Genomic DNA, 26,358 nt, shown 5'->3' with positions numbered 1-26,358 from the left:
TCCGATCGAACGCCGACCCTGGGTTCGGTCTACAACCGACTTCGATCGTTACGATAGCCTGCGTTCCCGGCTCCGCTGCGTACGGTCGGTCCGGACAGTTGTCGTTACCCCGTCTTCACCGATCCGAAGGGTCACGCTCTCGAGCGTTGTCCAGTACTGTTTGTAGTGGTTCCCGCCGGTATCGAGCAGCATCTTCGACGCGACGAGCCCCGCTCGCTCTAACTGGTCGAGGCGGCGATACGCCGTTGGCTTCGATATCCCCGTGGTCTCGACGATCTGCTGCACGGCCATCGGCTCGTCGAGTATCGTCTGGAGGACCCGACGAGCGTACCGGTCACCGAGCAGTTCGAGCAATTCGTCGGTTGATGGTGTCGAGTTCTCCGACGTTCCGTTCCGTGCCATCGTCCAAAACACTGCTTCGGCCCCGCCAAACTGTTCGCACGAATCATTTCGCAATTATATAAGTGACTTCGCCGAGACGAGGCGTACGGACGAGGCCGAACGTAATGAACGCAATTCGGATCGCGATTACGCACACGGAGGCGACGATCCATCCAATCCACTCGCTCGTCTGTACCGCTCCAGCGGTGTCTCGAGAGCTGATTCTGTACGTCACGATCAGCGACGGTGTCGAAACGACGATCAACTACGTGGAAGGCGACCCAGACGTGTACGAATCGGCGCTCCGGACGGAGCTCGATATCGACGAGTACGAGATCTATCCGGACGGCGACGACGGCTGTTACTCCTACCTCAGAAACGAACTGGATATGTACAATCGAGCGCTCGCGACGGCGTTTCAACGCGACACGCTCGCGGTGATTCCGCCGATCGAATATCTGTCCGATCGACGAATGGTCGTCTCGCTCGTGACCACGTCCAGCGACTTTCGGGAGCTCCGCGAGGAGATCCCGGACGAGTTGACGGTCGACGTAATCTCCGTCGGCTCCGTCCCGCAGATCGCACACGCTCCGCTCACGGTCGATCAACGACGAGCGCTCGAGGTCGCCTGGGAACTCGGCTATTACGAAATTCCGCGGACGGCGACGCTTCAGGACATTGCAGATCGACTCGACTGCGCGGTTTCGACTGTCTCCGATCTGTTACGACGGGGCCAATCGAGTCTCGTCGCAGCGGCCCTCGACGTGAACGACCACTAATGCTGCCCCGTCTCGATTCGCAGGGACAATCGATGACGCCTGCTCGCTCGGGCCGGTGGTCCCACAGACTGTTCGGACGACGCCACTGCAACACCAACTCTCGTTGACGCGTCTCGCAGTGAGCTGACACGGACCGGGGTCGAGCGTGGCCGCAGACCGCTCGAAAACCCGGACAACTGGTCGATTAGAACGTTTCCTCGATGATCTCGCCGACGGCGAAGTTCGATTTGACTTCGGTGACTTCGACTTTGACCCGCTCGCCGACGTCGGCGCCGGGAACGATGATGACGTAGCCGCGTTCGACGCGAGCGATACCGTCTCCCTGTTTCCCGATGTCTTCGATCTCGACGTAGCGCGTTTCGCCGACGTCGACCGGTGGCTGCGGTTCCGACGGTGCCGTCTGTGGCTGGGCCGTCGTCTCCTCGGTCTCGGTCGACTCCTCCCGTGAGATGAGTGCGACTCGATACACTTCTTCCGGGTCGATGTCGCCGGTTTCGACCTCTTGACGTGGTACTTCGATGACGTAACGATCCTCCTCTGCTGAAACGTCCGCACTGAACAGACACAGGAGTTTTTCAGATATTTCCACAGTAGACCCTCGATTTCACCTCTTATGCTCATTCGTAATAGAACTACCGACAGATCGAGACACTGAACAGTTGGAAAAAAGGTCGGGCGTCGGACGGTAACAGATGCCGTACGGCCGAGAAAGGTACTGAATCGGCTCGAGAGAGCCGAACGGAGACGTTCGAGGTGTCGGTCACCGCGCGTGCTCGAGACCCCGCGTCGTCACGAACTGCGAGAGATCGAACTGGGTCTCGAGGTCGGCGTCCGCGACGGTCTCGTAGGGGCGGTTGATGACGATGTCGCCCGCGGTCCGATCCCCGATTCCGGGGATGGCGGTGAGTTCGTCCATCGATGCGTCGTTGAGATCGAGCGGATAGGGGACGCCGGTGACGGAGCGGTAGCCGTGGTCGACGACGGCGACGTCGATCGTCCGCCCGAGTTCGCGCTCGCCCGGGATGCCGACGAGCAGCGGGTAGGTGCCGAGTTGGCGGCCGAAGGTCTTGCCGTCTTGGTGATACTCGAGGTGGACGTTCGGGAGGACGGTGCCGGGCGGGGCGACGCGCTCAAGCATCGGCTGGTCGATCTCCTCGCGGACCCGGGTTTTGTACCGCTTGAACAGCTGTTTGTGCTCGTTCGCGATCTCGGCCCCCGTATCGCTCATGTCGGTTCCGTCGAAGGCCATCACCTGCCGGATGTTGATCCGCCGGAGCATGTAGCCCTCGTCGTACACTCGTTGGAGGAACTCGCGGTTTCGTCGATACGTCTCCTCGCGTTCGCCCTTGAGACCGTGTAAGAGGTTGATTCCGGGGAGGAGTTTGGGGAGCCGGCGCGGCGCGTCGGCACCGAACGTCGGGGCGTCTTCGGGGTCTTCCCCGGGGCGCCAGCCGGCCTCCTCGTTCACGATTTTGACCGCCTCGAAGCACTCATCGGCGGTGACGTTCAGGTTGTTCTCTTCCTGCACGATGGGATCGGCCGACTCGAGGCCGAACGCGGCCGTGTCTCCGGGCGTGTTGTGCTCGGCGATGATCCGAATCCCCTCGCGGCTCGCCTCGGGCCACTCGACGATCGTGATCGGGTTCATGTTGTCGAGGTGGAGCGTCTCGAGGCCGGGCGCGACCTCCCGGATGCCGCTGTACAGCTGTCGGAGGGCGTCGGGGTTCGGTGCCTCGCCGTCGCCACCGTAGGCGAGGATGTCGGCCTGCCGGCCGATTCGGAAGTGTTTGACGCCGTAATCCGAGAGGGCGTCGACCTCGCCGACGACCGACGGCGGCGGCCGGAACGTGGGATTGCCGTAGAGCGGCTCCGTACAGAACGAACAGCGGTAGGCACAGCCTCTCGAGGTCTCGAGTTCCGCGATGAGGTGGTCCGGGTGGTTCGGGTGTTGCTCGACGATGAACGCCCCCTCCTGGGCCCACCGCGACACCTCGTCGACGTCGCGCATCCGGTTGTTGAATCCCTCGAGACCGCTCTCGACGAGGTCGTAGACGGCGGCCTCGACGTCGCCTTTGGCGACGAAGTCGAAGTCCAGATCCTGCCGTTCGGTCTCGGTCGCGCCGGCGTTCTCGTCGCCGACACCGAACTTGACGGGGCCGCCCATCAGGCTCGTGCCGCCTGCCGTCCAGGCCATCTTTCGCACTTCGTCCGGCTCGGCGGGCGTGCCGCCGACGTACTTGCCGGGGACGGTCATCCCGCCCAAATAAATTAGCAGGTCGGCCTCGTCGACGTCCCGCCAGGAGTCCGGTTCGTCGCGGAGCCGATCGATCGTGTGGTACGTAATCTGCTCGCGTGGCACCCCCGCATCGATCAGCGCGCCGGCCGCGTATCGCGGGTACGTCGAAATGTACGGCGGCACCCCGAAGTGGGCGGGCTCGTCGACGTAACCGTCGACGATCGTTACCGACAGGGTCTCGGGGTCAGTCATGTCGTCGGGTAGCGCCTCGAGTGGTAAAACGGTGACTACACCGAACGAACGTGTCCACCTCAGGCTCACCGTCGATGAACCGCTCGCTGCTCGCGGGTGGGGTTCGTACGGGCGACCCGCAGCGAGTAGCGGAAGCCAGTAGCGTCGAACCGATGGTTCCGTAACCCGGACGTTGATAGTCGTCGTGACCCAAGAGAGGGTATGCCACCGACGGAGGAACTCGTCTGTACCGCGGAGGACTGCTTTCTCGACCTGTTCGAGAACCACTACACGTACGACAAGCCCGACGACCTCGAGGTGACCGACCTCTCGTGTCCGGTCTGTGGGGGCAGCGACTCTCTCGAGCGAGTCGAACTATAGCTTCACACCGCCGCCGACGTTTCGTGAACGCGGAACTCGTCAGACGTTTATTTTGTTCTATCAAAAGAGATATGAATGGGGCTAGTGTAGCCGATGGTAAGCCATGTCCTCGACCCTCCTTACGGTCCCCGTTGCGGTCTCCAGCCCCGGATTCAGAGGTGACGCCCCATGAGCCCCGGTAACCTCCGAAAATCGATCGGTAACGCCCTCTACCGACAGGTCGGCCGCGCGAACGGCCGCGTCCAGCAACACCGCTCGCTGCCCGTCGACGTCCTCGAGAACGAGACGAGCTATCAGGTCGTCTTCGACGCGCCGGGTGCCGAACCCGACGACGTACAGGTCCGCTATCTGGAAGGAAACGTCAAGATTCGAATCGAGCGGTTCCGCCAGTTCCGCGACGGCTACGAGATGCGGTTTCCCGGCCGCGGTATGGAACTCGACGGCGAGGCCGAACTACCGAACGACGCGGTCGTCGATCCGGACGCCGGCGAGGCCACGCTGACCGAAACCGGCACGCTGCGCATCGACATTCCGAAGGACGCCTCGATCGAGACGGAAGAATCGGAGCACGACGCCGACTCCGAGCCCGCGTCGACGCCGGAAGCGGACGAAATCGCCGTCGACGACTGACTCGCCGCCTCTGTTTTCCCCTCAACTACTGTTCGGACTCGATCGACATCCCGTCGACGATCTCGAACGACTCGTCGCCGTCGAACCGGGTCGGATCGAACGCCTCGATTCCGCCGTCGCCGAGCACCTGTGCTGCCAGCCGTTCGCCGATCGCCGGCGCGCGCATGAAGCCGTGGCCCTGGAAGCCGGTCGCGACGTACAGCCCGTCCCGTAGCTCGCCGACCAGCGGATCCCGATCCGGCGTCGCCGTACAGAGACCGGCCCACGCCCGCTCGAGTTCGAGATCCGCGTCGAGGAGCCGGTGTGAGACGCGCTCGAGCAACTCCTCGGCGAAGTCGGGATCGGCGTCGCGCTCGTAGTCATCCGGATCGGCCTCGACGTATTCGGTTCCATTGCCGACGAGTAAGCCGTCGGGATGGGGGCGCAAGTAAAAGGAGTCCGTCGCGTCGTAGCACATCGGCTCCGCGAGGTCGCCGCTCGCGACGAGCGCCTGCACCCGGTAGGGTTTCATCGCGATCGAGACGCCGGCGTCCGCGAGGAGCCGTTTCGCGTGCGCGCCGGCGGTGACGACCACCGCGTCGACCTCGCGTTCGGTGCCGTCCTCGAGGACGACTCGCGACGGATCGGTGCGAATCTGCACCGGGGTATCCGGCTCGAGCGTCGCGCCGGCCCCGTTCGCCGCGGCGGCGAGACAGGCCGTGTACGTTGCGGGATCGGTGTAGCCCGCCCCGCCGGCGATGCCCGCGACTTCGACGTCGTCCGTCCGTAGCGAGGGAAACCGATCAGCGAGGTCGTCGCCCGTGGCCTCGAGCGCGACGATGCCGTTCTCCTGCATCCGCCCGACCTGCTCGCGGATCGCGTCGGCGCGCTCCGAATCGCCTTCGCGGGCGAGCCAGACGTACGGGCACTCGACGAACGGAAAGGTATCGTCGCCCGAGAGGTCGCGGAACCGCTCGATCGCGTCGGCCCCGATCTCGGCGTCGAGCGGGTCCGCGAAGGCGTCGTAGCAGACGCCCGCCGCGCGGCCGCTCGAGCCGCTCGCGATCGATCCCTTCTCGTACAGCGTCACGTCAGCCCCCTCGGACGCGAGGTCGTAGGCCGTCGTCGCGCCGACGGCCCCCGCGCCGACGACGGCGATCTCGAGGCCGGCACCCGATTGGACGAAGGCGTCTGCACCGACGGCGAGTTCGGGGTTGTCGCCGTTGCGATTCCCGCTCATTTGTGATCACGGGGCCAGCAGTCCGCGAGCGGTCGGTCGACGAGCCAGTCGAGCAGCGCGTGCAACTGGTCTCGGCCGGCGTCGAACAGTTGCGCTCCCTTCTCGGGGTCGGCTTGCGTCGGCCGACCGACCGCCCCGCTCTCCGAAAAGTCGATCGTGTCGAAGCCAAGCGCGGCGCCGTGGACGGACTCGCCCCACGCCTCGCTCGCGCCGGCCTCGGCCGCCTCGAGCGCGTCCGGATCGACGAGATCCTCGCGGAGGTGCCAGAGCAGGCTCGACTCCATCGCGTCCGCGTGGCCGCCTTCCTCGTCGAACAGGTCGTCGGCGACGTCCGCGACGCCGTCCCACCAATTCCACGGCGGCGCGAACGCCGTCTCCTCGTCGCGCAGGGTGCGTGCGGCCCGTCGCAGCGCGTCCGAGTTTCCGCCGTGGCCGTTGACGACGACGGCCTTCCGAACGCCGTGTGCGGCGAGACTCGAGATCGTTTCCTCGATATAGCGTTCGAACGTCTCCGCGGTCACGTACAGCGTGCCGTCGAACTGACGGTGGTGTTCGCTGACGCCGACGGGAATCGTCGGCAGGACGACTGCATCGTCGCGATCGACGGCCGTCCGGGCGAACGCCTCGGCGGCCAGGTGGTCCATACCGAGCGCCAGCGCCGGGCCGTGCTGTTCGGTACTCCCCGTCGGGAGCACCGCAACCTCGGCCCGCTCGAGCGCCTCGGCTGCGGTCGTCGTGGTGTGTTCGGCGAGCAGTGACATGCGCTGTCCTGCGCATCCGCATCACTTATAGTGTCGGTCATTCGACGCGGTGACCGTGGGGCCGCGTCGAAATCGGGCCAGTCGATCCACGTGCTGTGGCGCGCGCTGTCGACCGGCCGAGCGCAAACGAGGGCGGGAGGCGAATTCGTGCGAGGGATGAGCGAGAGACCGGAGAGAACGAGCGTTAGCGCGGGACCGTCGGTCCCGCGAACCGTGCAAACGGGTGCTTCGCACCCGTGAGCAGAAATCGGCTGGGGAGGACGTGGCCCTCATCGTTGCCAGCAACTGCAGCACACGCTTCGTCACCGCTCCTCGAGACGCCGCTCGAGCGTGCCGTTCGAAGTGATACGTGGCCGGCCACCGACCCGCGATACCTGACCGTGAGCGGTTCAAGAGAGAAACGGCTCGAGGCCCTGCGCCGGATACCCCACGACGGTCGTCGCGCCGGCCTCCCGCAGCGCGTCGGTCTGTGCACAGACGTTGTTGGGCGTGCCGGCGAGCGCGTAGTCGTCGGCCGCCTCGAGCAGGATCTCTCGAGCGCGACCGGTTGCGCTCGCACCGGTCGCGGCGTCGTCGGGCAGCGCCCGCGCGACCGGGCGGCGACGGGAGACGTACTCGCCGACGGCCTCGAGGATGCGATCCTCGTCGTCGGTCAGGACCGTCGGCGCGTAGACGGCTATTCCGCCGTCGAACCCGGCCGAACGAAGCGCTCGGAGCTCCCGATGGGTCGTCCGCGAGAGCAGATCGTACTGGGTCGCGCCGGTCGCCATCGCGATCCGCTCGACGCTCTCGGTGCCGACCCAGGCGTCGGGCGTGGTCTCGAGGGCGGCACCGAGGCGGGGCGCGACGGCCCGCTCCCGTTCCTCGTCGGTGAGGTAGGCGGGGTGGCCCGCGACGAGGACGCGGCCGATCGCGTCCGGTAACTCCGAACTCAGCGAGTCGTCCCCCAGCGGGTCGAAGCCGTCGGCTCGGACGGGCGTCGTGACTAACACGTTCGCGTCGCTCGAGAGCGACGTCAGGGTCTCGCGGGCGGGCAGGTGGTCACGTCCCTCGTAGTCGATCGCGATCGTCTCGACCGGGAGCGCTTCGGCGGCCGAAACGTCGCACTCGGCGGGTTTCAGGGCGATCGCGTCGAGTCCGGCGCGGGTGACGGTGCTCGTAGTTAACATCGGTGGCGTACTCGCGCGACGCAGCGGCGATCCGGCAAAGCGGCGTCGATCGGCGACTCGGAAGTGTCGGCGTCTGCGCGACTATAGACGTCTTCTGCGACCGGCGCGCAAAAATCTGGCGTTCCGACGCGGGTTCGATTTCGGCCGTCGCGAGTCCACAATCTACTCGTAGGAGGGGACCCTGACTCAGACTGTGAGTGGAGCACTGGACTCGGTGAAAGGGGACTTCGGACGCGGACTCATCGTTATCGGGCCCGTCCTCGTGACGCTGTTCATCGTCTACACGCTCTACTCGTTCATCGCGAACTTCACGCCGGGGATACTGCTCAACGCCGAGACGCTTGAGGTGTTCCTCCCCGGCGTCGGCGAGTACGCTCGCGAGCAACTCGCCGGCTTCCTCCGCGTGCTCGCGTTCGTCGCGACCCTCGCGCTCGCGATGTACGCCATCGGCCAGACGACCGAGACGACGACGGGCGAACTGTTCGAGGGAATCGTCGACTATCTGGCGAACCGCGTCCCCGTCATCCGCGTCGTCTACAACGCCTCGAAGACGGCCACCGAGACGACGATCGGGACGGGAGACGTCCTCCAGACGCCGGTCAAGATCGACACCTGGGGCGGACTGCGGATGACGGCGTTCAAGACGGGCCGCACCTCGCCGGACGGACGGGTCCTCCTCTTTTTGCCCACGTCGCCGAACATCACGACGGGATTCGTCCTCGAGGTTGCACCCGAGGAGATCACCGAGCTCGACGAGAGCGTCGAGGAAGCGCTGACGCGCGTCGTGAGCGCCGGCTTCGGCGACGCGGATCGCGCGGAGCACGATCTCGACGACGCGTCGCTCTCCGTCGTCGGCGAGATGCAGTCGGACGGGAACCCGCCACAACAGTAGTCAGTCTCGAAAATCGGCTGCGACACCTCCCCAGTAGCCGAACTGATCAGTAGTGCGTTCGATCGAGCCCCTCAGGAGCTTCGAACTCGGTCGTCAGCTCGAGCAACTGGACGAGAATCCGACCCGTCGCGCCCCAGACGGTGTAGCCGTCGACGTGGAAGTAGTGGATGACGACGTCGCCGTAGTAGGGGTGATCTCGCCGTTCGTACTCGTAGTTATCTGGATCCAACAGTCCCGACAGCGGCAGGACGACGATCTCGGCGACCTCGTTGCCGTCGCCGACGTACTCCCGGTCGGGGACACGGGCGACGAACGGCGTGACCGCGTACTCCGTGATCGTCCGGATATCGTCTAACTGGCCGACGACTTCGACTTCCCGGGGCTCGAGTCCGATCTCCTCGTTCGACTCCCGCAGTGCGGTGTCGAGAATCGAATCGTCGACGGGTTCGGCGCCGCCGCCGGGGAAACTCATCTGACCGGGGTGTTCGCCGAGGTGATCGGCCCGCCGGGTAAACAGCAGGTGATCCTCGCCGTCGCGCTCGATGATCGGCGCGAGGACGGCCGCGTCGTATTCCTGGTCGTCGATCTCGAGCGGTTCGTGGCTCGCGATCGGCTCCAGGGTTAGGCTCTTCTGTGACATGGGTGTTCGTCCGCGTTCACGGTGATTCGGGGCTCACTCGAGGCTCGCCTCCAGTCGGTCGCGCTCGTTCGCGAGATCGACCGGCGCCCACGCTTCGACGTCGTAGCTGACGTCGAGCAGGTGGCGGGTTCGATCGTCGTCGTCGGCATCGACGGCCGTCTCGGTGGCGTCGACGAACTGTTCGTAAACTCGCTCGCCGAGGACGTCGCGGTCGAGTCGACGGCGGTCGATATCGAGGATGTGCGGGACGTCCTCGGCGTGGTCGGGTACCGACGGAAACGCCGTCGGGCCGGCGACCAGCAGGGACTGTCGCTCGTCGTCGACGCGCCGCTCGTACTCGACGAGGGCGAAGCTCTCGAGGGCGTCGTCGATCGCCGCCTCGAGCGCCGACTCGTCCACCGACTGGCCGTCGGCGCGGAACGCGGCTTCCGAGAGCGCCCGCTCGAGTTCCGGCCGGGTCAGCCCGCCGAAGAGGTCGACGACCCCTGCCAGTTCGTCGGCGGTCGCGTTCATACCCGCCACAACGAAGGGTGGGCAGATTAGTCTTGTGCGCCGGTGTCGATCCGCTCGGATCGACGCGGACCGGTCGGTCGGTTCGCCCGCCACGGCTGGGCCGCCTCGAGCACCTCGCTCGGATCGAAGGGCGCATCATCCCATTGCGGTAGCCGGCGGTCGGGGCCGGGCGGGGCGATCGAGTCCGCGTAGCGCGCGAGTTGGTCGCGTTCGCTCGCCGCGTCGTACGAGAGCCCGTTGAACGCAGCGTCCGCGTCGTACTGCTCGACGAGCCGATCGCCGGTCGTGAGATACCGTTCCTGAAGCGTCTCGTAGTCCGGGCCGACACCGTGTTCCTCGAGAACGCGGAGCAGTTCCGCGGCGACTTCGCGGCTCATTCCCTCCAGACCGGTGTCACCGGCGACCGCGCGGTGATCGTGCTCGTGGCGACCGAGATCCACCTGCGCGGAGCCGTCGAAGCCGGCGCGATCGAAGGCGTCGCCGAGGGTGCCGACCTCGAGCCCCCAGGCGCGCGGCGCACGAAGCTGTCGGGCGAGGTCGGCGGTGACGGCGAACTCCCCGGCTAACGCGTACCGAAACGCCTCGAGGTAGTCGAGAACGGGCGCGTCGTGATCGGCTGCCAGCGTTCGGATCAGGGGCGCGTAGAACAGGCGGAACAGTCGCCCGTAGAGCCGATCGTCTTCGACGCGGGCGTAGTACCCCTTCGAGAAGGAGAACTCCATGGTGAGCGGGGCGAGCAGCCGGCGAACGTGTGCGGCCTCGTAGCTCCGGGCGTCGGCGTCGTGGACGACGACGTACTCGCCGAACTCGGCGGCGGGGCCCAGCGCGAGCCAGACGTCCCGACCCTTCCCGAAGCCGTTCGCCAGCCCCGCGTCCGCGAGCAACGTCTCCACCGCGGGCGCGGTACACCAACAGACCCGAATCGGCAGGGCGAACGACTCGAGCCACCGGCGAAACGGACCGATCTCGTCGGCGTCGGCTCGAACCGGGACGATAACGGCGGCCGGGCCGGGCTCGAGGCTCTCGAGTTCCGAGAGGACGCGCTCGGCGGCGGGATTCTCGTGTTCCCGGGCGGTCATCGGGACGACGACGGACGTCTCGGCGACCGCGTCGGCGGTCGTGCCGGCGAGGCCGTCGCCCGACTCCCTACCCGTTCCACCGAAGGCGTGGAGCGTGGCGATTCGCTCCTGTACGTACTCCATCGGTGGAGTGTTCGGCCGGACCGGTAAAACGCCCACGGCTCCGGCCAGATAGACCGCGAGGGGAGGGAGTGAGCTGTCGGTGAGTCGGATGAGCGGACCGCATCGTCTGCGGCGTATCGTCGACCCTTGATCTTGGCCGGAAGAGGATCTGCCGACGCGAGCGTACCGCAATCCACCATCGCTTCGTCCGTCACTCCCGTCCCGTACGTTCGGCTGCTTCTTTCGGACCGAAACTCACTGCAGGGAAACTGTTGGATCAGTGACGACATACCCTCGAAATAAGCACCGGTCTTTTTCTCCCCCACCTTCGTAGGGGGCGAACATGAAATCAGTCCGGAAGGCACTCCGCAAAGGCGAACTCGAGAAGGACACGTACGATCGGCTCGTCTGTGGTGACTGCGAAAAGCCCCTGAAGACCGAGAACGACCCGAACGAGATCAAAACCGTCCGGATCTGTCCGGACTGCGCTGCGGAGTGGAAGGAGATTCGGTAGTCGCCTCACCGGTGTTGACGCCGAGAACGGCTGGCAACGTACTATTGGCCGTCGGCTGAGGACGACCGAAAGCTGCTATCCTGCGGTCGGCCGCACTCGCTCGAGTGCGGCGTGGAGCGGCTCGAGACCGGGATAGCCGTGACGCCGCCAGAGCGCGACGGCGACGGCAGCGAGGACGAACTCCGAGAGGAAGAACGGATCGCCCATCGACTCCCGCAGGAGACCGAGGACGGTCGGCGGTCCCTGTTCGTACTCCTCGACGGGAATCACCGGCCAGAGGAGATGGTTCGCAGTCACCTCGGCGTCCCAGAGTGCGGGGACGGCGTCGACGAGCACGTGCGAGAGTGCGCCGATCGCGAAGGCGACGCCGTACTCGTTGCGGTCGTAGTGGCTGGCGAGCGCGTAGAGGGCGATCGAGAGCGGGACGAGGAGGAACAGCGAGTGTGCGAGCGTCCGCCCCGTCGGGATGACGCCCAGATACCACGCGAGCGGTTTGTCTACGAGGTCCGGAAACTGGCTCCCGACGACGAGCACGAGTACGGGGACGTGCGCCGGCGGCGCGTCGAAACGAGCCCGCGTCGCGAGCGCGTAGCAGAGATAGGCGACGGCGACGTGTCCGAGTGGCCACATGCTGGCCGGGACGAGGTGGAGGCGAAATATAACTGGTGCGGTCGGTCGCGGGCGATGGGGAGGTTACTCGAGGGTCGTCTCCGGAACGGCGGTGCGAGAGCGGTCGACGAGCCAGACGACGAGGGCACAGCAGCCGGCGACGACCGCCGGCCAGCGGTCGCTGCTCAGGTACAGATCCGCCGAGGGGAACCGGTACTCGAGCAGCGGCCAGAAGACGGCGTAGGACTCCCCCGCCGGTGCCAACAGCAGGAGATCGAGGACGTGGTGTGAGATCGCACCGACCGCGAGCAGGGCGAGCGCCCGTTTGCGCTCGGCCGGTGCCACGAGCAGGCTACCCAGCCCGATTACGAGAACAGAGCCCGCGACGGTGTGCAGCGGACTCCAGGAGAACGGCACGCCGAGCGTCCACGCGACAAAGCCGTCCGGAAACAGAAGTTGAATCTTCATGAAGTCCGGCGAGAGCGCGCCGATCACGACCAGCGCGACGTGTGGCGGCCGCAGCGACTCAGCTCGAAAGGTGAGGAGCGTGCCGATGACGTAGCCGACGAGGACGTGCGTCAGGACGTCAGGCACGTCGGTCACCTCCGTCCGAGGCGGCTCGTCCGCGTTGGTTCGCGTGTTCGACTGTGGATCGACCGTCGTCTTGGGACGATGAGGTGTCACCCTCTCGCGGCGTTTCGGACCGGCGCTCCGTTTCGACTGGCGATCGGCGGTCCACGCTCGCTTTGCCCTCGCGAACGGTTCGGAGACCGAGCGGTCGCGCTCGCGGCACGAACGCGAACGCGCCCCGGTCGAAGCGCCAGTGGCGGACGAACCACCACGCGCTCACGAGCCCTCCCAGGGCGGATACGAGCAGCATGTACCCCGTCTCGGACGGCTCGCGAGTTATCGTGCGTTCGACGACGAGAGTCGACTCGTCCTCGAGCGTTCCGAACGCGGTCGCTCGATCGCCCTCCTCGAGCGGCCCGTCATCGTTTTTGAGTTGTGCGTCAGCGCCCACGAGCGTGAACCGGCCGTAGCCGCTGGCACGCGTCGCGATGACGACCGGGTCGGTGTCGACGACGAACCCGCCGAGGACGACCCGGTCGCCGACGTACGACTCGCGGTCCGGCGTGACCTCGACCTCGTCCGGATATCGACTCTCCGTCAGATCGCCGGTCGTCGCGCCCGCCCAGACCAGACAGCCGGAGAGCAGCGCCAGAAGGACGAGTCCGGCGAGGACGCGACCGCGCTGGCCGTACGGCTCGGACATGCGTGTTCCTCGAGTGGATCGGTTAGCTGCGACAAATGTCTTCCGTTCCCGTCGATCGCCGCTCGCGGGTGACGACGGTGGATTCGATTACGTCGTCTTCGAACGGCTCCAGCGTGACGATCGCTCGGTAGACGAACGCGCCGACCACGCTGGCGATCGGCAGAGTGATACGCCGACTACCAGCCCGAGTGTTCCGAGAAGGTAACCGACCGACTCGAGCAGTTCGAGTCCGCAGCGGGATGTCAATCCGATCCGAACGCAGGGGTCGGGAGACAGGCGTCGCTGCAGTAATGATACCGAAAACGGTCGTCGCCGTCGCGAACCCGCCACGTCAGGCGTCGCTCGTGCGGTCCGATCTCGGTTCCGCAGGAACAACACGTGGTCGACTCGTCGACTCGGCGGTGGCTCGATGGACGAGTTGGTCCGCCGTACTGGGCGTCCATAGCCGTGTTCTGTGACCGGTCTACAAAAACGGGACGGTGGATTCCGTGGGCTATTATATGCGATCGGGGGAGGCCCTGCGCCGTTCGTCGGCGGGAGGTCGTGGACCTGCCGCGGGCTGGCGACGGCGTCGCGTCGTACGGCCGTCTGACTGACGTTTTTCAGGGAGAGCGTGGAGCCGGCTAGTATGGATGCACAGAGAACAGTCGGACCGGTCCTCGTCGCACACCGAACTGCGGCTTGCGGGAGGCGACGCCGATGACGCTTCTGCAGGTGACGGTGCGCCTGCCGCGGCGGCTCGGCGACCGCGCGCGGACGTGGCCGGCGTACCTCCTGGCCGTCTGCTTCCCGGGCACCGGTCACCTCTACAACGGACAGTGGAAACGCGGGTGTAGCTGGGCCGCGCTCTGTGGACTCGCGCTCGTGTTTCTCACCCCCGGCACGCTACTCGTCGCCGGGACGCTCACCGAGCCGATCGTCGTAACCGCCCTCCGGCTCGAGGCGGTCAGCTTCGCCGACGTGGCGTTTCCGCTCACGATCATCGCGCTCTCGACGATCGACCTCTACGCGCGGACGGCGATCGACGCCGGAGGCGTCTACAGTAACGATTGAACCGAGTTACGCATCGACCGAACAGTTCGTGGCTCTCGCTCACTTCGTTTGACGTTCGGTGGCTACCGGACCTCCGTGCGAACGATCTGATACAGGGCGTCAGGTTGATAACGACGCCCTTCTTCAGTCTTCCATGAATATGTCGCCCGCTTCCGCCGCGACCGAGACGGGATCGGTCGCGGGTCTCGAGTCCGCAGGCGCGACGCTGACGCCGGCAATCATCGGCTCGATGGGGTTGACGGATCTACTCGCATGGGTCGCGATCGCGGCGTTTCTCGCGGCCCTGGTCCTCCGATGGCAGGGCGTTTCCGAGCCGGCCAGACACCTCGCGATGGGGGCCTGGCTCACCTTCGGCGTCTTCTGGCTGACGATGGTGCCGTACTACTACTACGACGTCCAGAGCCCGCTCCAGACGATACTAGCGCTCGCGGCGCTCCCGCTGTGTGCGTACACGGGCTACCTCCTGTGGGACGGCCGTGACTCGCTGTTCCTCCTGACGAAAGCCGTCGCGTTCATGGGGCTCATCTACCTCCCCGCGGAGACGATTCCCGTCGTCCGAACGTGGTTGATCGAGACGACCGCGGTCCAGACCCACTACGGGATGGAACTGCTCGGCCACAGCCCCGGTCTCAACGAGGGAGCGAACGGCTACCAGAGTCGGTTCAACTTCGACTCCGACGAAACGGTGACCGGACGGACTACCTACATCATCCTCGCCTGTACCGGACTCGGCAGCATGGCCATCTTCGGCGGGCTCGTCGCCGCCGTGAAGGCGCCGCTTCGGCGGAAAACGGTCGCTTTCGCGATGGCCGTCGGCGTCATCTGGTTCCTCAACCTCGTGCGCAACGTCTTCATCGGGCTGGCCTCCCCGTGGGGCTGGTTCCAGCAGGACTGGCTCGTCTCGTTCATGACCACCTACATGGGAGCCGAGGAGAGCCGCGTCTCCTTCCTCGTCGCCCACAACTACATCGCCCAGTCGCTGTCGATCGTCGCCCTCGTCGGGATCACCTACCTGCTCGTCAAGATCCTTCCCGAGATCTTAGTGCCCCTCGAGGACGTCCTCTTCATCCTGACGGGCAACGAGTACGACCTGTTCGAGGCGCTCGGCACGGACGAGGTTCGCGCCGACGGCGGCTCCGAGAAGCAGTGACCGGCGTCGATCTCCCCGTTTCGCCCCTCGAACGCGCGCTCGTCGTCCCGGAAGCCGACGCGCTCGTCATTGCGGACGTCCACCTCGGTAAAGCCGCCGACTCGAGCGTCGACGCGCCGATCGACGACGGACGGGACGTCCGCGAGCGACTCGAGTCCCTGCTCGCTCGCACCGGGTCGGAAACCGTCGTCGTCGCGGGCGATCTCCTCGACTCCTTCAACCGGCTCCCGCGCGGCGTCGAACGCGACCTGACCGCCCTCGAGCGCGTCGTCGACGACGCAGGTGCCTCCCTCGTCGTCACGCCCGGTAACCACGACACGATGCTCGAGGGGCCGCTCGACGGCGAAACGAGTCCCGAGTACCGTCTCGCGGACGGCGAGACGGTCGTCTGCCACGGTCACGAGGCTCCCGCCCTCGAGGCCGACCGGTACGTCGTCGGCCACGACCACCCCGCGCTCTCCGTCGACGGGCGCAAACTCCCGTGCTTTCTCTACGGGCCGGGCGTCTACGAGGGGGCCGACGTGATCGTCTGTCCGGCCTTTACGAGGCTGGCGGCGGGCGCGACCGTCAACGGCATGTACGGCCGCGACTTTCAGTCGCCGCTGGTCACCGACCCCGGCCGGTTCCATCCGGCGGTCTGGGACGACTCGAGCGAGGAGCCGCTGTGGTTTCCGCCGCTGGAGGAGTGTCGGCGGCTCCTATGACTGTGGCCGCTGAGCTACTGATTAGCGCCGACGCAGCCGTTCGATCACCGCGACTCCGAATCGATGAGCCGCCAGAACGACCAACGCGCCGACCGTGAGCGAGACGCTCACCACGGCGACGAACAGCCGGGCGAGCCGTCGATCGACTCCTTCGGGTCGTCCCGTGCCGTTTCCCGTCATTCCGCGAGGCTACCACCCGCTGACGGATAGTGGCTGCCCCTGATCGATCGGCCGCCGAATTCGACTGTCCACGACGCGGCGGGGTATCGCGTGCTCGTCACGCGACGGGGTATTGAGACAGGTCCTCGAGCACCGCTCCGGCCGCGTCCCGCCCGCTGCGCATCGCGCCCTGAATCGACGACCAGCGGGTGTAGTCGCCCGCCAGGTAGACCGGGCCGTCCGGATCGCGAGCGTCGGGTAGCCGGTCGTAGATCCCCGGCGGCTGGTCGAATTGGGCGAACGGAATTCGATCGGTGTGTAGCGTCTCGAGGCCCTCGAACCGCCGTTTCGGATACCACGACTCGAGCGCCCGCCGCGTCCGTTCGGCTAGTGTCCTGTCGTCGTCTTCGGGTTCGCCAAGGTAGGTCGCACTGACGAGCGTCCTCCCGTCGGGCGCGTACTCGGGAGCCACGGCGCTGTGCGGAACGACGTGGTTCGGTCCTTCGTCCTCGTGTGCGTTCAACACCAATCGCTTGCCGGTCTCGAGATCTGTCCCGTCCGGTAGCGCGTAGTACTGGGTGACACAGCCCCGCGCGTCGGTCGGGATCGACTCGAGACCGGTCAACTCCCGTGCGGCGGGCGGATCGGTGGCGACGACGACAGCGTCCGCGTCGCGCGTCGCTCCGTCGGCCGTTTCGACGGTCGCCGTCGACTCACCGCTCGAGATCGCCGTCACTTCAACACCCGCTTCGATCGCGCCGCCGACATCCCGGACGCGCTCGGCGAGCTGTGCCGGAATCGCTTCCATCCCCCTCGCCGGAACAGCGGCCCCGCCCGCCGCGAGCGTCGCGAACGTGTACTCGAAGACCCGGCTCGAGGTCGACAGCGATCGATCGAGGGTGATCCCGCCGTAGAACGGTGCGACGAACTCCTCGACGAACCCGTCGGAGAAGCCGCGCTCGCGAAGGAAGCGCTCGATCGAGACGTCTTCCTCGCGCGCATCGTCGAAGACGCGATCCGGATCGGTTCCCCGCAATGCCCACCAGAGTCGAGCGACGCGAAGCCGATCGCCCATCGTGATATCGCGGTTGCGCAGCGTCGCGGGTATCGCGCCAGGTCGCTGGCGCGGGTCGGCGAGTACCGACCGTCGGCCCGGTCGCGCGATGGTTGCGCCCGAGGTGAACCGGCGGAGGTCGAGGGCCTCGAGGTCCAGTTCCCGCCGCACTGCGGGATACGCGGGAAAGAGCACCTGAAAACCGCGATCGAATCGGTAGCCGTCCCGCTCGAGCGTCCGGACCCGGCCGCCGACCGTCTCATCGCGCTCGAGGAGCGTCACGTCGGCTCCGCCGCCGGCGAGGTGGCGCGACGCGACGAGACCGGCGAGTCCGCCGCCGACCACGAGCACCCGTGGAGTCGTCTGCATATGCAACTCCTCACGTCGAGAGACGTAAAATCGTGGACCTACCCATGCAACCGGTTCGGCGGTCGCGGCGCTCGACGATCGCGTGAAGCCGATTCGACTGCGGGCTACAGATCGGTCAACACCCGGAGACCGATCCCCGCGACGATCAGGAGGAGTCCGGCGATGGTCGCGAACGGCGGGATCGGGACGGGCAGAAGCACGATACCGGCGATGATCATGATCGTCGAGGTGCGAACCATGTGACAGCTACGACGAACTATCAGGTAGACTTGTGGCCGGCATTCACAGCGAGCGATCCGCGAGGCCGACGCTCGAGCGAGGACTCTCGCCGCCGGAATTATGCCCGGCCGGACACAGTGTCAACCATGGTTTCTGCGACCGTTACGCCGATCGAGCGCGGCACGATCACCACCGACGTTAACAACATCATCGAGGGGGCAACGCTGGGGACGGTTGACGAGCCGAACCCGGAGACGGTGATGGGCGACGGCCCCGTCTACAACCTCGTCATCGACCATCCCGAAGCGACGATCCTCTGGGACACCGGCTCGCATCCGGAGGCCGATGCCGGTCACTGGCCCGCGGAGCTCTACGCCGCGTTCGAACACACCGGGCTGCGGCCGCTCGAGGACGACCTCGCCGACGCGGGCTACGACATCTCCGACATCGACTGCGTGATTCAGACCCACCTCCATCTCGATCACGCGGGCGGGCTCTACGCGTTCGAGGGCACCGACACGCCCATTTACGTTCACGAGGAGGAACTGCAGTTCGCCTACTACAGCGCCAAGACCGACGCGGGCGACGAGGCCTACGTCGCCGGCGACTTCGACCGCAATCTGAACTGGGAAATCGTCCACGGCGACCGGGAGCACTTCGTCGAGGACCTCGAGTTCCTCCACCTCCCGGGGCACACACCCGGTTTGCTCGGCGTCCAACTGGAACTCGAGGACGCCGGTACCGTCGTCCTCGCCGGCGACCAGGCCTACACGCGGGCGAACTATCACGACGAACAGCCGATGGGCGGGCAGTTACTCTGGAGCAAACGCCACTGGCTCGAGAGCCTCCGGACGGTCAAAGACCTCGAGCGACGGCACGACGCGACCGTCATCTGCGGACACGATGGTGACGACCTCGAGACGTTGGCGTCGCTGTAGCGTCGCGAACGAGTCGGATAGCTCGTCGCCACTCCGCGTCGAGCGCCGCGGCGGGACTGCCGTAGCCGGTACGATTTTTACCCTCGGAACGGCGATTGGGGGTATGGAATCCGCTGAGGAAACCGACCGGCCGGCGTTCCAGCCAGTCTTCGAGAATCGCGTCCGGTTCGCCGAGACCGACCAACAGGGGATCGTCTTCTACGGCGAGTACTTCACCTTCCAGGACGAGACCGTCTCCCAGTTCTTCCGGGAGATCGACTACAGCTACGAGCAGATGGAAGCCGACGGCTGGCAGGTCCACGTCGTCAACGCGGAACTGAACTACCGCGACGCGGCCGAGTTCGGCGACGTCCTCGTCAACGAACTGCGGGTCGTCGAGATGGGCACGGCGAGTTTGACGTTCGAGTACCGCGTGAAACGGAAGGGAGACGACGGCCTCGTCGCCGACGGCACCGTCACGCAGGTCGCCGTCGACCTCGAGACCGAGGAGCCGATCGCCGTCCCCGACGCGTTTCGGGAGGCCGTCGCGGCGTTTCAGGGCGGTCTCGAGGGCGTTGATTCGTAGCGCGGCCGCTCGAGTAGCGAGGTGGTTCTCGACGAAAAAATGACCGTGCGGCGTTAGTGGATGCCGACGTAGGCTTCCCGGACGTACTCGTTGTCGTGGAACTCCTCGGACGTTCCCGCGAGTTCGATCTCGCCGGTTTCGATCAGCGAGAGCCGTTCGGCGTGGCGCAGCGCGAACGTCGAGTTCTGCTCGGCCAGAAGGATCGTCAGCCCTTCGTCCTGTAACGCTTCGATGGCCTCGCTGATATCCTGGATGATCACGGGCGCGAGTCCGATCGTCGGTTCGTCGAGCATGAGCATATCGGGATCGCTCATCAGCGCCCGGCCGATGGCGAGCATCTGTTGCTCGCCACCGCTCATGGTTTCGGCCTCCTGCGTTCGACGTTCGTCAAGCCGTGGGAACAGATCGTAGACCATGTCGAGGTCCTCCTGGACCGCGTCGCGGTCGTCGCGGAACTGCGCTCCCATCAAGAGGTTTTCGTGAACCGAGAAGAACGGGAACAGATCCCGGTCCTCGGTGCAGTAGATCAGGCCATCGCGGACGATCTGCTGTGGTTGTACCGTCGCCAGATCGATCCCGTCATAGGTGATCGATCCCTCGTACTCGACGAAGCCGGCGATGGCGTTCAGCATGGTCGTCTTGCCGGCGCCGTTCGGGCCGATCACGCCGTAGATCTCACCCTTTTCGACCGTCAGTGAGATCCCCTTCAGGGCGTGTGACTTGCCGTAGTAGACGTGTAGGTCCTGTACATCGAGGTATGGGTCGGTCATTCTAGATCTCCTCCGTTCCGGCCAGGTACGCCTCCTGAACCGCTTCGTTGTTCGCGATCTCTTCCGGCGTACCGGACGCGAGTCTGTCCCCGTTGTTGATCACGACGATCCGGTCGACCAGCTCCATCAGCCCGCCCATGTTGTGGTCGACGACGACGATCGTCATTCCGTTTTCGCGGAACTGTTCGATCTGGGCGGCGAGTTCGCTGATCTCCTGTTGGTTCATCCCGGCGAACGGCTCGTCGAGCAACAGCATCTCTGGCTCCGTCGCCAGCGCCTTCGCGATTTCCAGGCGCCGAACGTCGGCGTGGGGCAATGAGCCGGGCTCTTCCTGGAGTTTGTCCTCGAGGCCGACGCGGGCCGCGTACCCGTAGATCTCCTCGTCGCTCGCACCGCCGCGAAGCGAGGTGATCTTGTTCGGCAGCGTGAACAGCTTGATGTTCCCGGCGACGGGATAGAGATCGATCGGGTTGGACTCCTGAGACACTCGCGAGAGGCCGCCGTTGACGACCTCGTGGGTCTTCTTGTCCGTGATGTCGGTTCCGTTGAACCGAATCGTCCCGTCGGTAACGTCGTAGATGCTCATAATGCAGTTGAACACCGTCGACTTCCCCGAGCCGTTGGGACCGATCAGCCCGACGATCTCGCCCTCTTCGACGTCCATGGAGAAGTCGTCGACTGCAACGAGTCCCCCGAACCGCTTCGTCACTCCGTCTACGGTGAGAAGACTCATCGTCGATCACCACCGTAGTGATCGAGCGCGTTCCAGAGCATCCGGAACAGGCCGTCTCGGGCGAACACTAACACGATCAGTACGAGCGCCCAGAAGGCCGTCCACCGAACCGGTGACGAGAGGCCGGCGAGGGCGAAATCCCGGAGTAGAATCAGGAAGAACGCACCACCGAGCGGGCCGAGGATCGAACTCATCCCGCCGAGGACGGCCATCGCGATCATCTCGATGCTCCGATCGACCACGATGAAAGTGGTCGGATCGACGCCGCCGGTGAAGTGAACCAGCAACACGCCGCCGATGCCCATCGGGATCGAGCTCAGTGCGAACGAGAAGATCTTGAACTTCGTCGCGTCGATACCCGCCGCATTGACTGCGGCCTCGTTTTCGCGGATAGCTATCAGCACCAGTCCGATGTTCGATCGAGCGATGAACGTGAGCGCGACGGCGATCACCAGCATCGGCACGACCATGTAGTAGAACCGAGCGAGGGGATCGTACGTGAACACCTCGACGGCCTGGATCCCGGTTTCGCCGCCGGTGTACTGGCTGAACGAGGGGATGAGCCGGTAGAAGATCAACACGGCGACGAACGTGATCAGCGAGAAGTACGGTCCGGTCAACCGTAACGACGGCAGCGCGATCAGGAGTCCGACCGCGAGCGCGGCGAGGATCGATAGCGGAATCGTGATCGCCATCGACATCCCCGGATCGACGTTGTGGACGAGCATCGCCGTCGTGTACGCTGCGGCGCCGGAGAGTACCGAGTGACCGAAGCTGATGTAGCCGGTGTAGCCGCTTTGAATGTCCCAACTCATCGCAAAGATCGCCCAGATGGCCGCCACGGTCAGCGCTCTGACGAAGCCGAAGGTCCCCCAGAAGGGGGCCGTCAGCAGTGCGACGAGCGAGCCGAAGACCAGCACGAACTGCAGTCCGTTCATCTCGCCGAAGTACTTGCCGAACGGGCGGTTGTATACGTCCGCAAGCGGCTGGAGTGACTGATCGATACGGCCCGTCGCACTCTGTATCCGATCTGTTGCATTACTCATGGACGAGTTCCCTCCCGTAGAGACCGTGTGGCAAGAGTAGCAAGACGACTGCGAGGACGATCAGCGACAGAACCCCCTGGAAACCCGGACCGAGGATCTCGATCGATGCGGTCTCGAGGTAGCCGATGAGGTACGCCGCGACGACGGACCCTTTGATGCTGCCGATACCGCCGATGACGACGATAATGAAGGCCAATGCGAGTGGATTGAGCCACATCTCGGGTGCCGTCGACTGCAGCGTCCCGAGAAAGACGCCGGCGATTCCGGCGAAGGCGCCGGCGATCAACCACGTTCGGGACTTGATCTTCTCGAGGTCGACACCGGTGAGCTCCGCACCGCGAGTGCTCATCGACGTCGCGAGAATCGACCGCCCTTCGTCGGTTTTGGTCACGTAATACCACAGCAGTCCGATCGCGATCCACGAGACCGCGAACGCGAGCAGCTGTACGTACCGGATCCGTGTCCCGACGCCCTCGAGGTAGACCGATCCCGAGACGACCGGGATGAGCTGTGATGGCGCGGCGCCGAACTGGATGATGACCAGTTCCGTCAGCAGGAGTGCGACGACGACCGTCGCGAGGAACGTGATCACGACGTTGTCTTCGATATACTTCACGAGCCCCGCGTAGAGGACGTACGATGCACCGGCTGTAATCGCAACCGCTAGAACGAACCCAACGACCGGTGGCAGTGCAAACGTTCCAGCACTGGACGTAAGCGCGAGGTAGGCGAACGCACCGACCATGATCAACGCGCCGTGTGCGAGATTCAACACACCACCGACGCCGAAGATCATGGTAAATCCGATCGCAATCAGCGCGTAGACGGCACTGATCATCGCCCCCAATACCAAAATTGTGACTAGTTGTCCTAACATTCCTTGGGCTACGAATCAGAGCCAATCGGGCGCGATATGTTCTTCAGTTGCATCCTGTTCCGGGTAGACGCATTCGACGACACCGTCGTCGCCGTCCGGGTGCCACTGCGTGACCGGGAAGTTCGAAATCACGTCGTCCTCGTTTCTGGTCTCCCGGACGTCGTGTGGGAAGTCCGAATCTTCACCGTAGAGCGATATGTCACCCGCAGCGCCGGTGAACTCGAGGTCGAGCATGGCCTCGACGATATCGTCGAGGTCGCTATCGTAGTCGGCCGTGCCGGCGTTTTCGGCCGCCTCCGCGTAGAAGAGGATTCCGTCGTAGGAGTTGAATCCCATGTACATGGGCTTGCTCGGTGGATCCTGCCCATCGCCGACGTATTCGGCTTCGTAGGCCTCGATGAAGTCCATCGTTCGGTCGGTCAGGGGTGCGACGCCACCGGCGCCGGACTGGGACGTCGTTTCGTACAGACAGGCACCCTCGGTAGCCCCCCAGAACTCGGGGGACATTCCGGGCACGCTGATCCCTTCGAGTGCGAACGGATACTCGTTCTGGGCCCAGGTGCTCGTAAAGGCTGCTGCACCCGCGTGCGCGATGAACCGGAGGACGACGTCGGCGTCTTCCGACTCGGCATTGTCGAGGAACGGACTGAAGTCTTCGGTCTCGACCGACATTCTGTCGTCGTAGACGACCGAGAGATCGTCGTTCTCTTCGATCTGGTCCGGAAGGATATCCCTGAACGACGTCGTCCAGGCGGCGTCGTCGGACAGGATCGCGAAGTCCTCCCAGCCGTGGAGGTCGTTGAGGTAGTTCGCGTACCCTGCCATCCCCTCGGCCTGCAGGTCGGAGTTGATCGGTCCAGTTCTGACGACGTTTTTGTAGTGCTCGTAGTCCTGCCCGTGGTTCTGCGTGATCGTGTCGGGGTCGGCCGAGCCCGTAATAACGAACGGCACGTCCATCTCCGCGACGAAATCGATGAGTCCCTGCGTGACCTCACTGACGAAGGTCCCCACGAGGAGATCGACCTGGTCTTCCTGAACAAGACTTTCAGTCACCCGCTCCCCTTCCGTCGGTTCTCCACCAGTGTCTTCCGAGAGGAGTTCGACCTCCTGATCGAGAATTCCGCCGTTGTCGTTCAGTTCCTGGACCGCGAGCTCCGCACTCCGCTCTGCACCACGTCCCATCTGGAGTTCCGTCGGCCCGAGGTGTCCGATCCGAAAGATATCGTCGTCGCCGCCGCCAACTCCCCCGAAACAGCCGGCCAACGAGGTCGTTACTGCCGTCGCCCCGGCCGCTCCGAGGAAGTTCCGTCGTCCGATCCCAAACCGTCCACCACTGTCAGATCCGCTCTGTTGATTATCGTTATCCATTATATACCACTTAGGACATCCATCTTGGTATATTAATCATGTCACCTTAACTCTGAGGGTTGTTACCAATTTTCCCGTCTAAATTTACCAATGAATATGTGTCGCGAAACAGACACACTGTGGCGGGGTGGGAACGATCGTCACCTCCTTTACAAACACAGAGCGATTACGTCAATCGTTCGTGAAACCAAAATTCCCGTCGCAGCCGATCACTCTCCCAACCGGTATCTCTCCTCGCTGACCGAGAGCGTCCCTTCCCGACGGAGGTAATCGAGATGGGCGAACGCTTCACCCGGCCCGTGGACGATGTGAATCCCCTCGAGGTCGCCGAATAGGTGTGCACTCACCTCCCACGCGTTGGCCGGGCCGTGCTCCTCGAGAATCCCGAGGACCTCCTCGCTTCGCTCGCGGTGGTGATCGACAATCTCGAGCGCTCGGTCGCGCGGGTCGTCGATCGGATCCCGATGGCCGGGCCAGAGCCGGTCGTACTCCCGGTCGGCGAGCCGTCGGAGCGTCGTGAGGTACTTCTCGAGCGGCCGGTCGACGCGCGCGTCCGCGCCCCCGACGTTCGGGGTGTAAACCGGGAGGACGGCGTCGCCGACGAACGCGTCCGACCGTCCACCCGTTTCGACTTCGAAACAGCAGAGCCCCGCCGCGTGACCCGGTGCGTGGACCGCTTCGAGCGTTCGACCGCCGACCTCGAGCACCTCGCCGTCCTCGATCGGCGTGACCTCGGCCGGTTCGCCCTCGAGGTGGGCGGCTCGCTCGAGGAACTCCAGCAACGACTCCTGGGCGTCGTCGGGGACGCCCCACCGATCCAAATACTCCCGGCGTCGTTCCTCGAGGGCAGCCACCGCGTCGGGTTCCTGTTCGACGAGCGGCGCGTCGGCCTCGTGTGCGTACACTGTCGCGCCGCTTTCCGACTGAATCTCGCCGGCGAGTCCCGCGTGATCGACGTGGAAGTGAGTCAGAACGATGTCGTCGACGTCAGAAAACGCGTAGCCGCGTTCGGCCAGTCCCTCCCGCAGTTCCGCTCGAATCCCTTCCGTCGCGAGTCCGGTATCGACGAGCGCGAGTTTGTCGTCACGTGACTTCGGTGTCTCGCTATTTTCGTCGGCGAGGACGTACGCGTTGTTACGCCCCTCGAACTCGTCGTTCCCCAACGTGATACGGTCCATGTCGACACAGCACAGGTCGTCCGTTCGTAATTGTACTGGTAGCGGCACATCGGTTCTGGCCCCTTCCAGATTCACCGCCCACGGGTGGACGGGAGTGGAGTTGTCGACGACAATCGGCGGTCAAAACCAGTCGAGACTAGTGAGCCTCTCGATGAGGTGATTTGAATCACGGAGATTGAGCGGACTATGACTCGCTAACACTGATATATTGAGCCGCAAATTGATTATTACTCGTACAGTAGTGTTCCGTGGGTATGGCTGATGTCAATGACGTCGTTAAAGAGGAGTGGAAGGAGGATACAACAGCGTTTCAGCGAGTGAAGTCGATAGTTGGTGGGACGTATGACGGTGAGACGGCACGTGACATTGCCGATCGAGCGTTAGTCGCAGAATCCACCGCTCGTTCTCACCTCGAGGACCTCGCAGACGATGGGTTCGTCGAGAGGACGTCGGATCCGACGAGCGGCGCGACGCTGTACCTTCGATCGTGGCAGTCGTTAGTCTTAGAACAGGCTCGAGATATGGCAGATCAGACGGACTCGGAGACGCTGCTTCAGAAAGTAAATGAGATGAGAGAGCGGATTAGAGCGTTTCAGGAGACCACTGGCGTGGATAGCCCAGAGGACATCGCGTGGAACGATACGCAGCTCGACGAGGAGACGATTAGAACGTGGAAGACCACCGAGCGAAACCTCAGCTTTGCGAAAGTCGCACTTGCGCTCGATCAGGCCGGAGATATCGTCGACCGGCAGGCGAACGCATAGCG

At 64.7% G+C, this 26,358-nt stretch carries 32 protein-coding genes; 11 read left to right on the top strand and 21 right to left on the bottom strand.

What is annotated here, in order from left to right:
* Window positions 1-48: 48 nt before the first annotated feature.
* Complete coding sequence (locus ACSFC5_RS12835) at window positions 49-402, bottom strand: ArsR/SmtB family transcription factor (protein WP_440765643.1); 354 nt, start codon at window positions 400-402, stop codon at window positions 49-51.
* Window positions 403-506: 104 nt separating this feature from the next.
* Here ACSFC5_RS12835 and ACSFC5_RS12830 point away from each other — a divergent pair, with 104 nt between their 5' ends.
* Window positions 507-1,160, top strand: coding sequence for a helix-turn-helix domain-containing protein (locus ACSFC5_RS12830; protein WP_440765642.1), 654 nt, complete (start codon window positions 507-509; stop codon window positions 1,158-1,160).
* A 184-nt stretch (window positions 1,161-1,344) separates the two neighbouring features.
* Here the strand turns inward: ACSFC5_RS12830 and ACSFC5_RS12825 are convergent, their stop codons facing one another.
* Complete coding sequence (locus ACSFC5_RS12825; protein WP_006092272.1) at window positions 1,345-1,749, bottom strand: TRAM domain-containing protein; 405 nt, start codon at window positions 1,747-1,749, stop codon at window positions 1,345-1,347.
* 171 nt (window positions 1,750-1,920) lie between these two features.
* Window positions 1,921-3,648 (bottom strand): radical SAM protein, encoded by a 1,728-nt coding sequence (locus tag ACSFC5_RS12820; protein WP_440765641.1) that lies wholly within the window; start codon window positions 3,646-3,648, stop codon window positions 1,921-1,923.
* Between the two features lie 201 nt (window positions 3,649-3,849).
* Between ACSFC5_RS12820 and ACSFC5_RS12815 the strand changes: the two genes are divergently transcribed.
* Together ACSFC5_RS12815 and ACSFC5_RS12810 are read left to right on the top strand one after the other, a co-directional pair.
* Window positions 3,850-4,008 carry a DUF7559 family protein gene (locus ACSFC5_RS12815; RefSeq protein WP_440765640.1) on the top strand — a complete coding sequence of 53 codons (159 nt, stop codon included), beginning with the start codon at window positions 3,850-3,852 and terminating at the stop codon, window positions 4,006-4,008.
* Between the two features lie 168 nt (window positions 4,009-4,176).
* On the top strand, window positions 4,177-4,638 hold the full coding sequence (locus ACSFC5_RS12810) for an Hsp20/alpha crystallin family protein (RefSeq protein ID WP_440765639.1): 462 nt from the start codon (window positions 4,177-4,179) through the stop codon (window positions 4,636-4,638).
* A gap of 25 nt (window positions 4,639-4,663) precedes the next feature.
* Here ACSFC5_RS12810 and ACSFC5_RS12805 read toward each other — a convergent pair whose 3' ends face one another.
* From ACSFC5_RS12805 to ACSFC5_RS12795, 3 genes are all read right to left on the bottom strand, one after another.
* Entirely contained in the window at window positions 4,664-5,857 is a 1,194-nt protein-coding gene (locus ACSFC5_RS12805; protein ID WP_440765638.1) for an NAD(P)/FAD-dependent oxidoreductase, read from the bottom strand.
* The gene (locus ACSFC5_RS12800) at window positions 5,854-6,618 is read right to left on the bottom strand and encodes a creatininase family protein (RefSeq protein WP_440765637.1); all 765 of its coding nucleotides are present in this window, start codon (window positions 6,616-6,618) and stop codon (window positions 5,854-5,856) included. Before ACSFC5_RS12800 ends, ACSFC5_RS12805 begins: the two co-directional genes overlap by 4 nt.
* A 389-nt stretch (window positions 6,619-7,007) precedes the next feature.
* Window positions 7,008-7,787, bottom strand: coding sequence for a DUF7388 family protein (locus tag ACSFC5_RS12795; protein ID WP_440765636.1), 780 nt, complete (start codon window positions 7,785-7,787; stop codon window positions 7,008-7,010).
* A gap of 205 nt (window positions 7,788-7,992) precedes the next feature.
* On the opposite strand from ACSFC5_RS12795, the gene ACSFC5_RS12790 reads away from it, so the two are divergent.
* On the top strand, window positions 7,993-8,679 hold the full coding sequence (locus ACSFC5_RS12790; protein ID WP_440766305.1) for a DUF502 domain-containing protein: 687 nt from the start codon (window positions 7,993-7,995) through the stop codon (window positions 8,677-8,679).
* A gap of 46 nt (window positions 8,680-8,725) precedes the next feature.
* On the opposite strand, the gene ACSFC5_RS12785 is transcribed toward ACSFC5_RS12790, so the two are convergent.
* From ACSFC5_RS12785 to ACSFC5_RS12775, 3 genes are read right to left on the bottom strand one after another with little or no spacing between them, the layout of a single operon-like run.
* A complete protein-coding gene (locus ACSFC5_RS12785) occupies window positions 8,726-9,319 on the bottom strand; it encodes an NUDIX hydrolase (RefSeq protein ID WP_440765635.1) in 594 nt (197 codons plus the stop codon).
* Between the two features lie 33 nt (window positions 9,320-9,352).
* Window positions 9,353-9,832 carry a DUF7109 family protein gene (locus tag ACSFC5_RS12780; RefSeq protein WP_440765634.1) on the bottom strand — a complete coding sequence of 160 codons (480 nt, stop codon included), beginning with the start codon at window positions 9,830-9,832 and terminating at the stop codon, window positions 9,353-9,355.
* Between the two features lie 26 nt (window positions 9,833-9,858).
* Window positions 9,859-11,034, bottom strand: coding sequence for a glycosyltransferase family protein (locus tag ACSFC5_RS12775; RefSeq protein ID WP_440765633.1), 1,176 nt, complete (start codon window positions 11,032-11,034; stop codon window positions 9,859-9,861).
* A gap of 322 nt (window positions 11,035-11,356) precedes the next feature.
* Between ACSFC5_RS12775 and ACSFC5_RS12770 the strand changes: the two genes are divergently transcribed.
* Window positions 11,357-11,527, top strand: a complete 171-nt coding sequence (locus ACSFC5_RS12770; protein ID WP_440765632.1) for an HVO_0758 family zinc finger protein — start codon at window positions 11,357-11,359, stop codon at window positions 11,525-11,527.
* Between the two features lie 75 nt (window positions 11,528-11,602).
* Here ACSFC5_RS12770 and ACSFC5_RS12765 read toward each other — a convergent pair whose 3' ends face one another.
* From ACSFC5_RS12765 to ACSFC5_RS12755, 3 genes are all read right to left on the bottom strand, one after another.
* Window positions 11,603-12,157: a metal-dependent hydrolase gene (locus ACSFC5_RS12765; RefSeq protein ID WP_440765631.1), complete on the bottom strand. Its 555-nt coding sequence runs from the start codon at window positions 12,155-12,157 to the stop codon at window positions 11,603-11,605.
* A 63-nt stretch (window positions 12,158-12,220) separates the two neighbouring features.
* On the bottom strand, window positions 12,221-12,730 hold the full coding sequence (locus ACSFC5_RS12760; protein WP_440765630.1) for a metal-dependent hydrolase: 510 nt from the start codon (window positions 12,728-12,730) through the stop codon (window positions 12,221-12,223).
* The gene (locus tag ACSFC5_RS12755; protein ID WP_440765629.1) at window positions 12,723-13,409 is read right to left on the bottom strand and encodes an OB-like fold-containing membrane protein; all 687 of its coding nucleotides are present in this window, start codon (window positions 13,407-13,409) and stop codon (window positions 12,723-12,725) included. The genes ACSFC5_RS12760 and ACSFC5_RS12755 overlap by 8 nt, the downstream gene beginning before the upstream one ends.
* Before the next feature lie 699 nt (window positions 13,410-14,108).
* Between ACSFC5_RS12755 and ACSFC5_RS12750 the strand changes: the two genes are divergently transcribed.
* The 3 genes from ACSFC5_RS12750 to ACSFC5_RS12740 all read left to right on the top strand — a co-directional run bounded on the left by ACSFC5_RS12750 (window position 14,109) and on the right by ACSFC5_RS12740 (window position 16,316).
* Entirely contained in the window at window positions 14,109-14,462 is a 354-nt protein-coding gene (locus ACSFC5_RS12750) for a hypothetical protein (protein ID WP_440765628.1), read from the top strand.
* Window positions 14,463-14,601: 139 nt separating this feature from the next.
* Window positions 14,602-15,612, top strand: a complete 1,011-nt coding sequence (artA, locus tag ACSFC5_RS12745) for an archaeosortase A (protein ID WP_440765627.1) — start codon at window positions 14,602-14,604, stop codon at window positions 15,610-15,612.
* Entirely contained in the window at window positions 15,609-16,316 is a 708-nt protein-coding gene (locus tag ACSFC5_RS12740) for a metallophosphoesterase (protein WP_440765626.1), read from the top strand. Before artA ends, ACSFC5_RS12740 begins: the two co-directional genes overlap by 4 nt.
* A gap of 21 nt (window positions 16,317-16,337) precedes the next feature.
* Here ACSFC5_RS12740 and ACSFC5_RS12735 read toward each other — a convergent pair whose 3' ends face one another.
* The 3 genes from ACSFC5_RS12735 to ACSFC5_RS12725 form a co-directional block, all read right to left on the bottom strand.
* Window positions 16,338-16,496, bottom strand: coding sequence for a hypothetical protein (locus ACSFC5_RS12735; protein WP_440765625.1), 159 nt, complete (start codon window positions 16,494-16,496; stop codon window positions 16,338-16,340).
* Between the two features lie 97 nt (window positions 16,497-16,593).
* The gene (locus tag ACSFC5_RS12730) at window positions 16,594-17,898 is read right to left on the bottom strand and encodes an NAD(P)/FAD-dependent oxidoreductase (protein ID WP_440765624.1); all 1,305 of its coding nucleotides are present in this window, start codon (window positions 17,896-17,898) and stop codon (window positions 16,594-16,596) included.
* Window positions 17,899-18,002: 104 nt separating this feature from the next.
* Window positions 18,003-18,137 (bottom strand): transporter, encoded by a 135-nt coding sequence (locus ACSFC5_RS12725; protein ID WP_440765623.1) that lies wholly within the window; start codon window positions 18,135-18,137, stop codon window positions 18,003-18,005.
* Between the two features lie 126 nt (window positions 18,138-18,263).
* On the opposite strand from ACSFC5_RS12725, the gene ACSFC5_RS12720 reads away from it, so the two are divergent.
* A complete protein-coding gene (locus tag ACSFC5_RS12720; RefSeq protein WP_440765622.1) occupies window positions 18,264-19,055 on the top strand; it encodes an N-acyl homoserine lactonase family protein in 792 nt (263 codons plus the stop codon).
* A gap of 103 nt (window positions 19,056-19,158) precedes the next feature.
* Complete coding sequence (locus ACSFC5_RS12715; RefSeq protein WP_440765621.1) at window positions 19,159-19,620, top strand: acyl-CoA thioesterase; 462 nt, start codon at window positions 19,159-19,161, stop codon at window positions 19,618-19,620.
* 53 nt (window positions 19,621-19,673) lie between these two features.
* Here the strand turns inward: ACSFC5_RS12715 and ACSFC5_RS12710 are convergent, their stop codons facing one another.
* From ACSFC5_RS12710 to ACSFC5_RS12685, 6 genes are all read right to left on the bottom strand, one after another.
* Window positions 19,674-20,390, bottom strand: a complete 717-nt coding sequence (locus ACSFC5_RS12710; protein ID WP_440765620.1) for an ABC transporter ATP-binding protein — start codon at window positions 20,388-20,390, stop codon at window positions 19,674-19,676.
* Window position 20,391: 1 nt separating this feature from the next.
* Window positions 20,392-21,123, bottom strand: a complete 732-nt coding sequence (locus ACSFC5_RS12705) for an ABC transporter ATP-binding protein (protein ID WP_440765619.1) — start codon at window positions 21,121-21,123, stop codon at window positions 20,392-20,394.
* Window positions 21,120-22,169, bottom strand: coding sequence for a branched-chain amino acid ABC transporter permease (locus tag ACSFC5_RS12700; RefSeq protein ID WP_440765618.1), 1,050 nt, complete (start codon window positions 22,167-22,169; stop codon window positions 21,120-21,122). Before ACSFC5_RS12700 ends, ACSFC5_RS12705 begins: the two co-directional genes overlap by 4 nt.
* Window positions 22,162-23,007, bottom strand: a complete 846-nt coding sequence (locus ACSFC5_RS12695; RefSeq protein ID WP_440765617.1) for a branched-chain amino acid ABC transporter permease — start codon at window positions 23,005-23,007, stop codon at window positions 22,162-22,164. Before ACSFC5_RS12695 ends, ACSFC5_RS12700 begins: the two co-directional genes overlap by 8 nt.
* A 54-nt stretch (window positions 23,008-23,061) precedes the next feature.
* Entirely contained in the window at window positions 23,062-24,414 is a 1,353-nt protein-coding gene (locus tag ACSFC5_RS12690) for an ABC transporter substrate-binding protein (protein ID WP_440765616.1), read from the bottom strand.
* 209 nt (window positions 24,415-24,623) lie between these two features.
* Window positions 24,624-25,592, bottom strand: coding sequence for an MBL fold metallo-hydrolase (locus ACSFC5_RS12685; RefSeq protein ID WP_440765615.1), 969 nt, complete (start codon window positions 25,590-25,592; stop codon window positions 24,624-24,626).
* Between the two features lie 254 nt (window positions 25,593-25,846).
* On the opposite strand from ACSFC5_RS12685, the gene ACSFC5_RS12680 reads away from it, so the two are divergent.
* Complete coding sequence (locus ACSFC5_RS12680; protein WP_440765614.1) at window positions 25,847-26,356, top strand: DUF7342 family protein; 510 nt, start codon at window positions 25,847-25,849, stop codon at window positions 26,354-26,356.
* Window positions 26,357-26,358: the final 2 nt, after the last annotated feature.

Origin of the sequence: Natronorubrum marinum, assembly GCF_052040125.1 — an archaeon.
Taxonomy (GTDB): domain Archaea; phylum Halobacteriota; class Halobacteria; order Halobacteriales; family Natrialbaceae; genus Natronorubrum.
The sequence above is the reverse complement of the archived record's forward strand: the minus strand, read 5'-3'. Positions and strand labels throughout refer to the sequence as shown.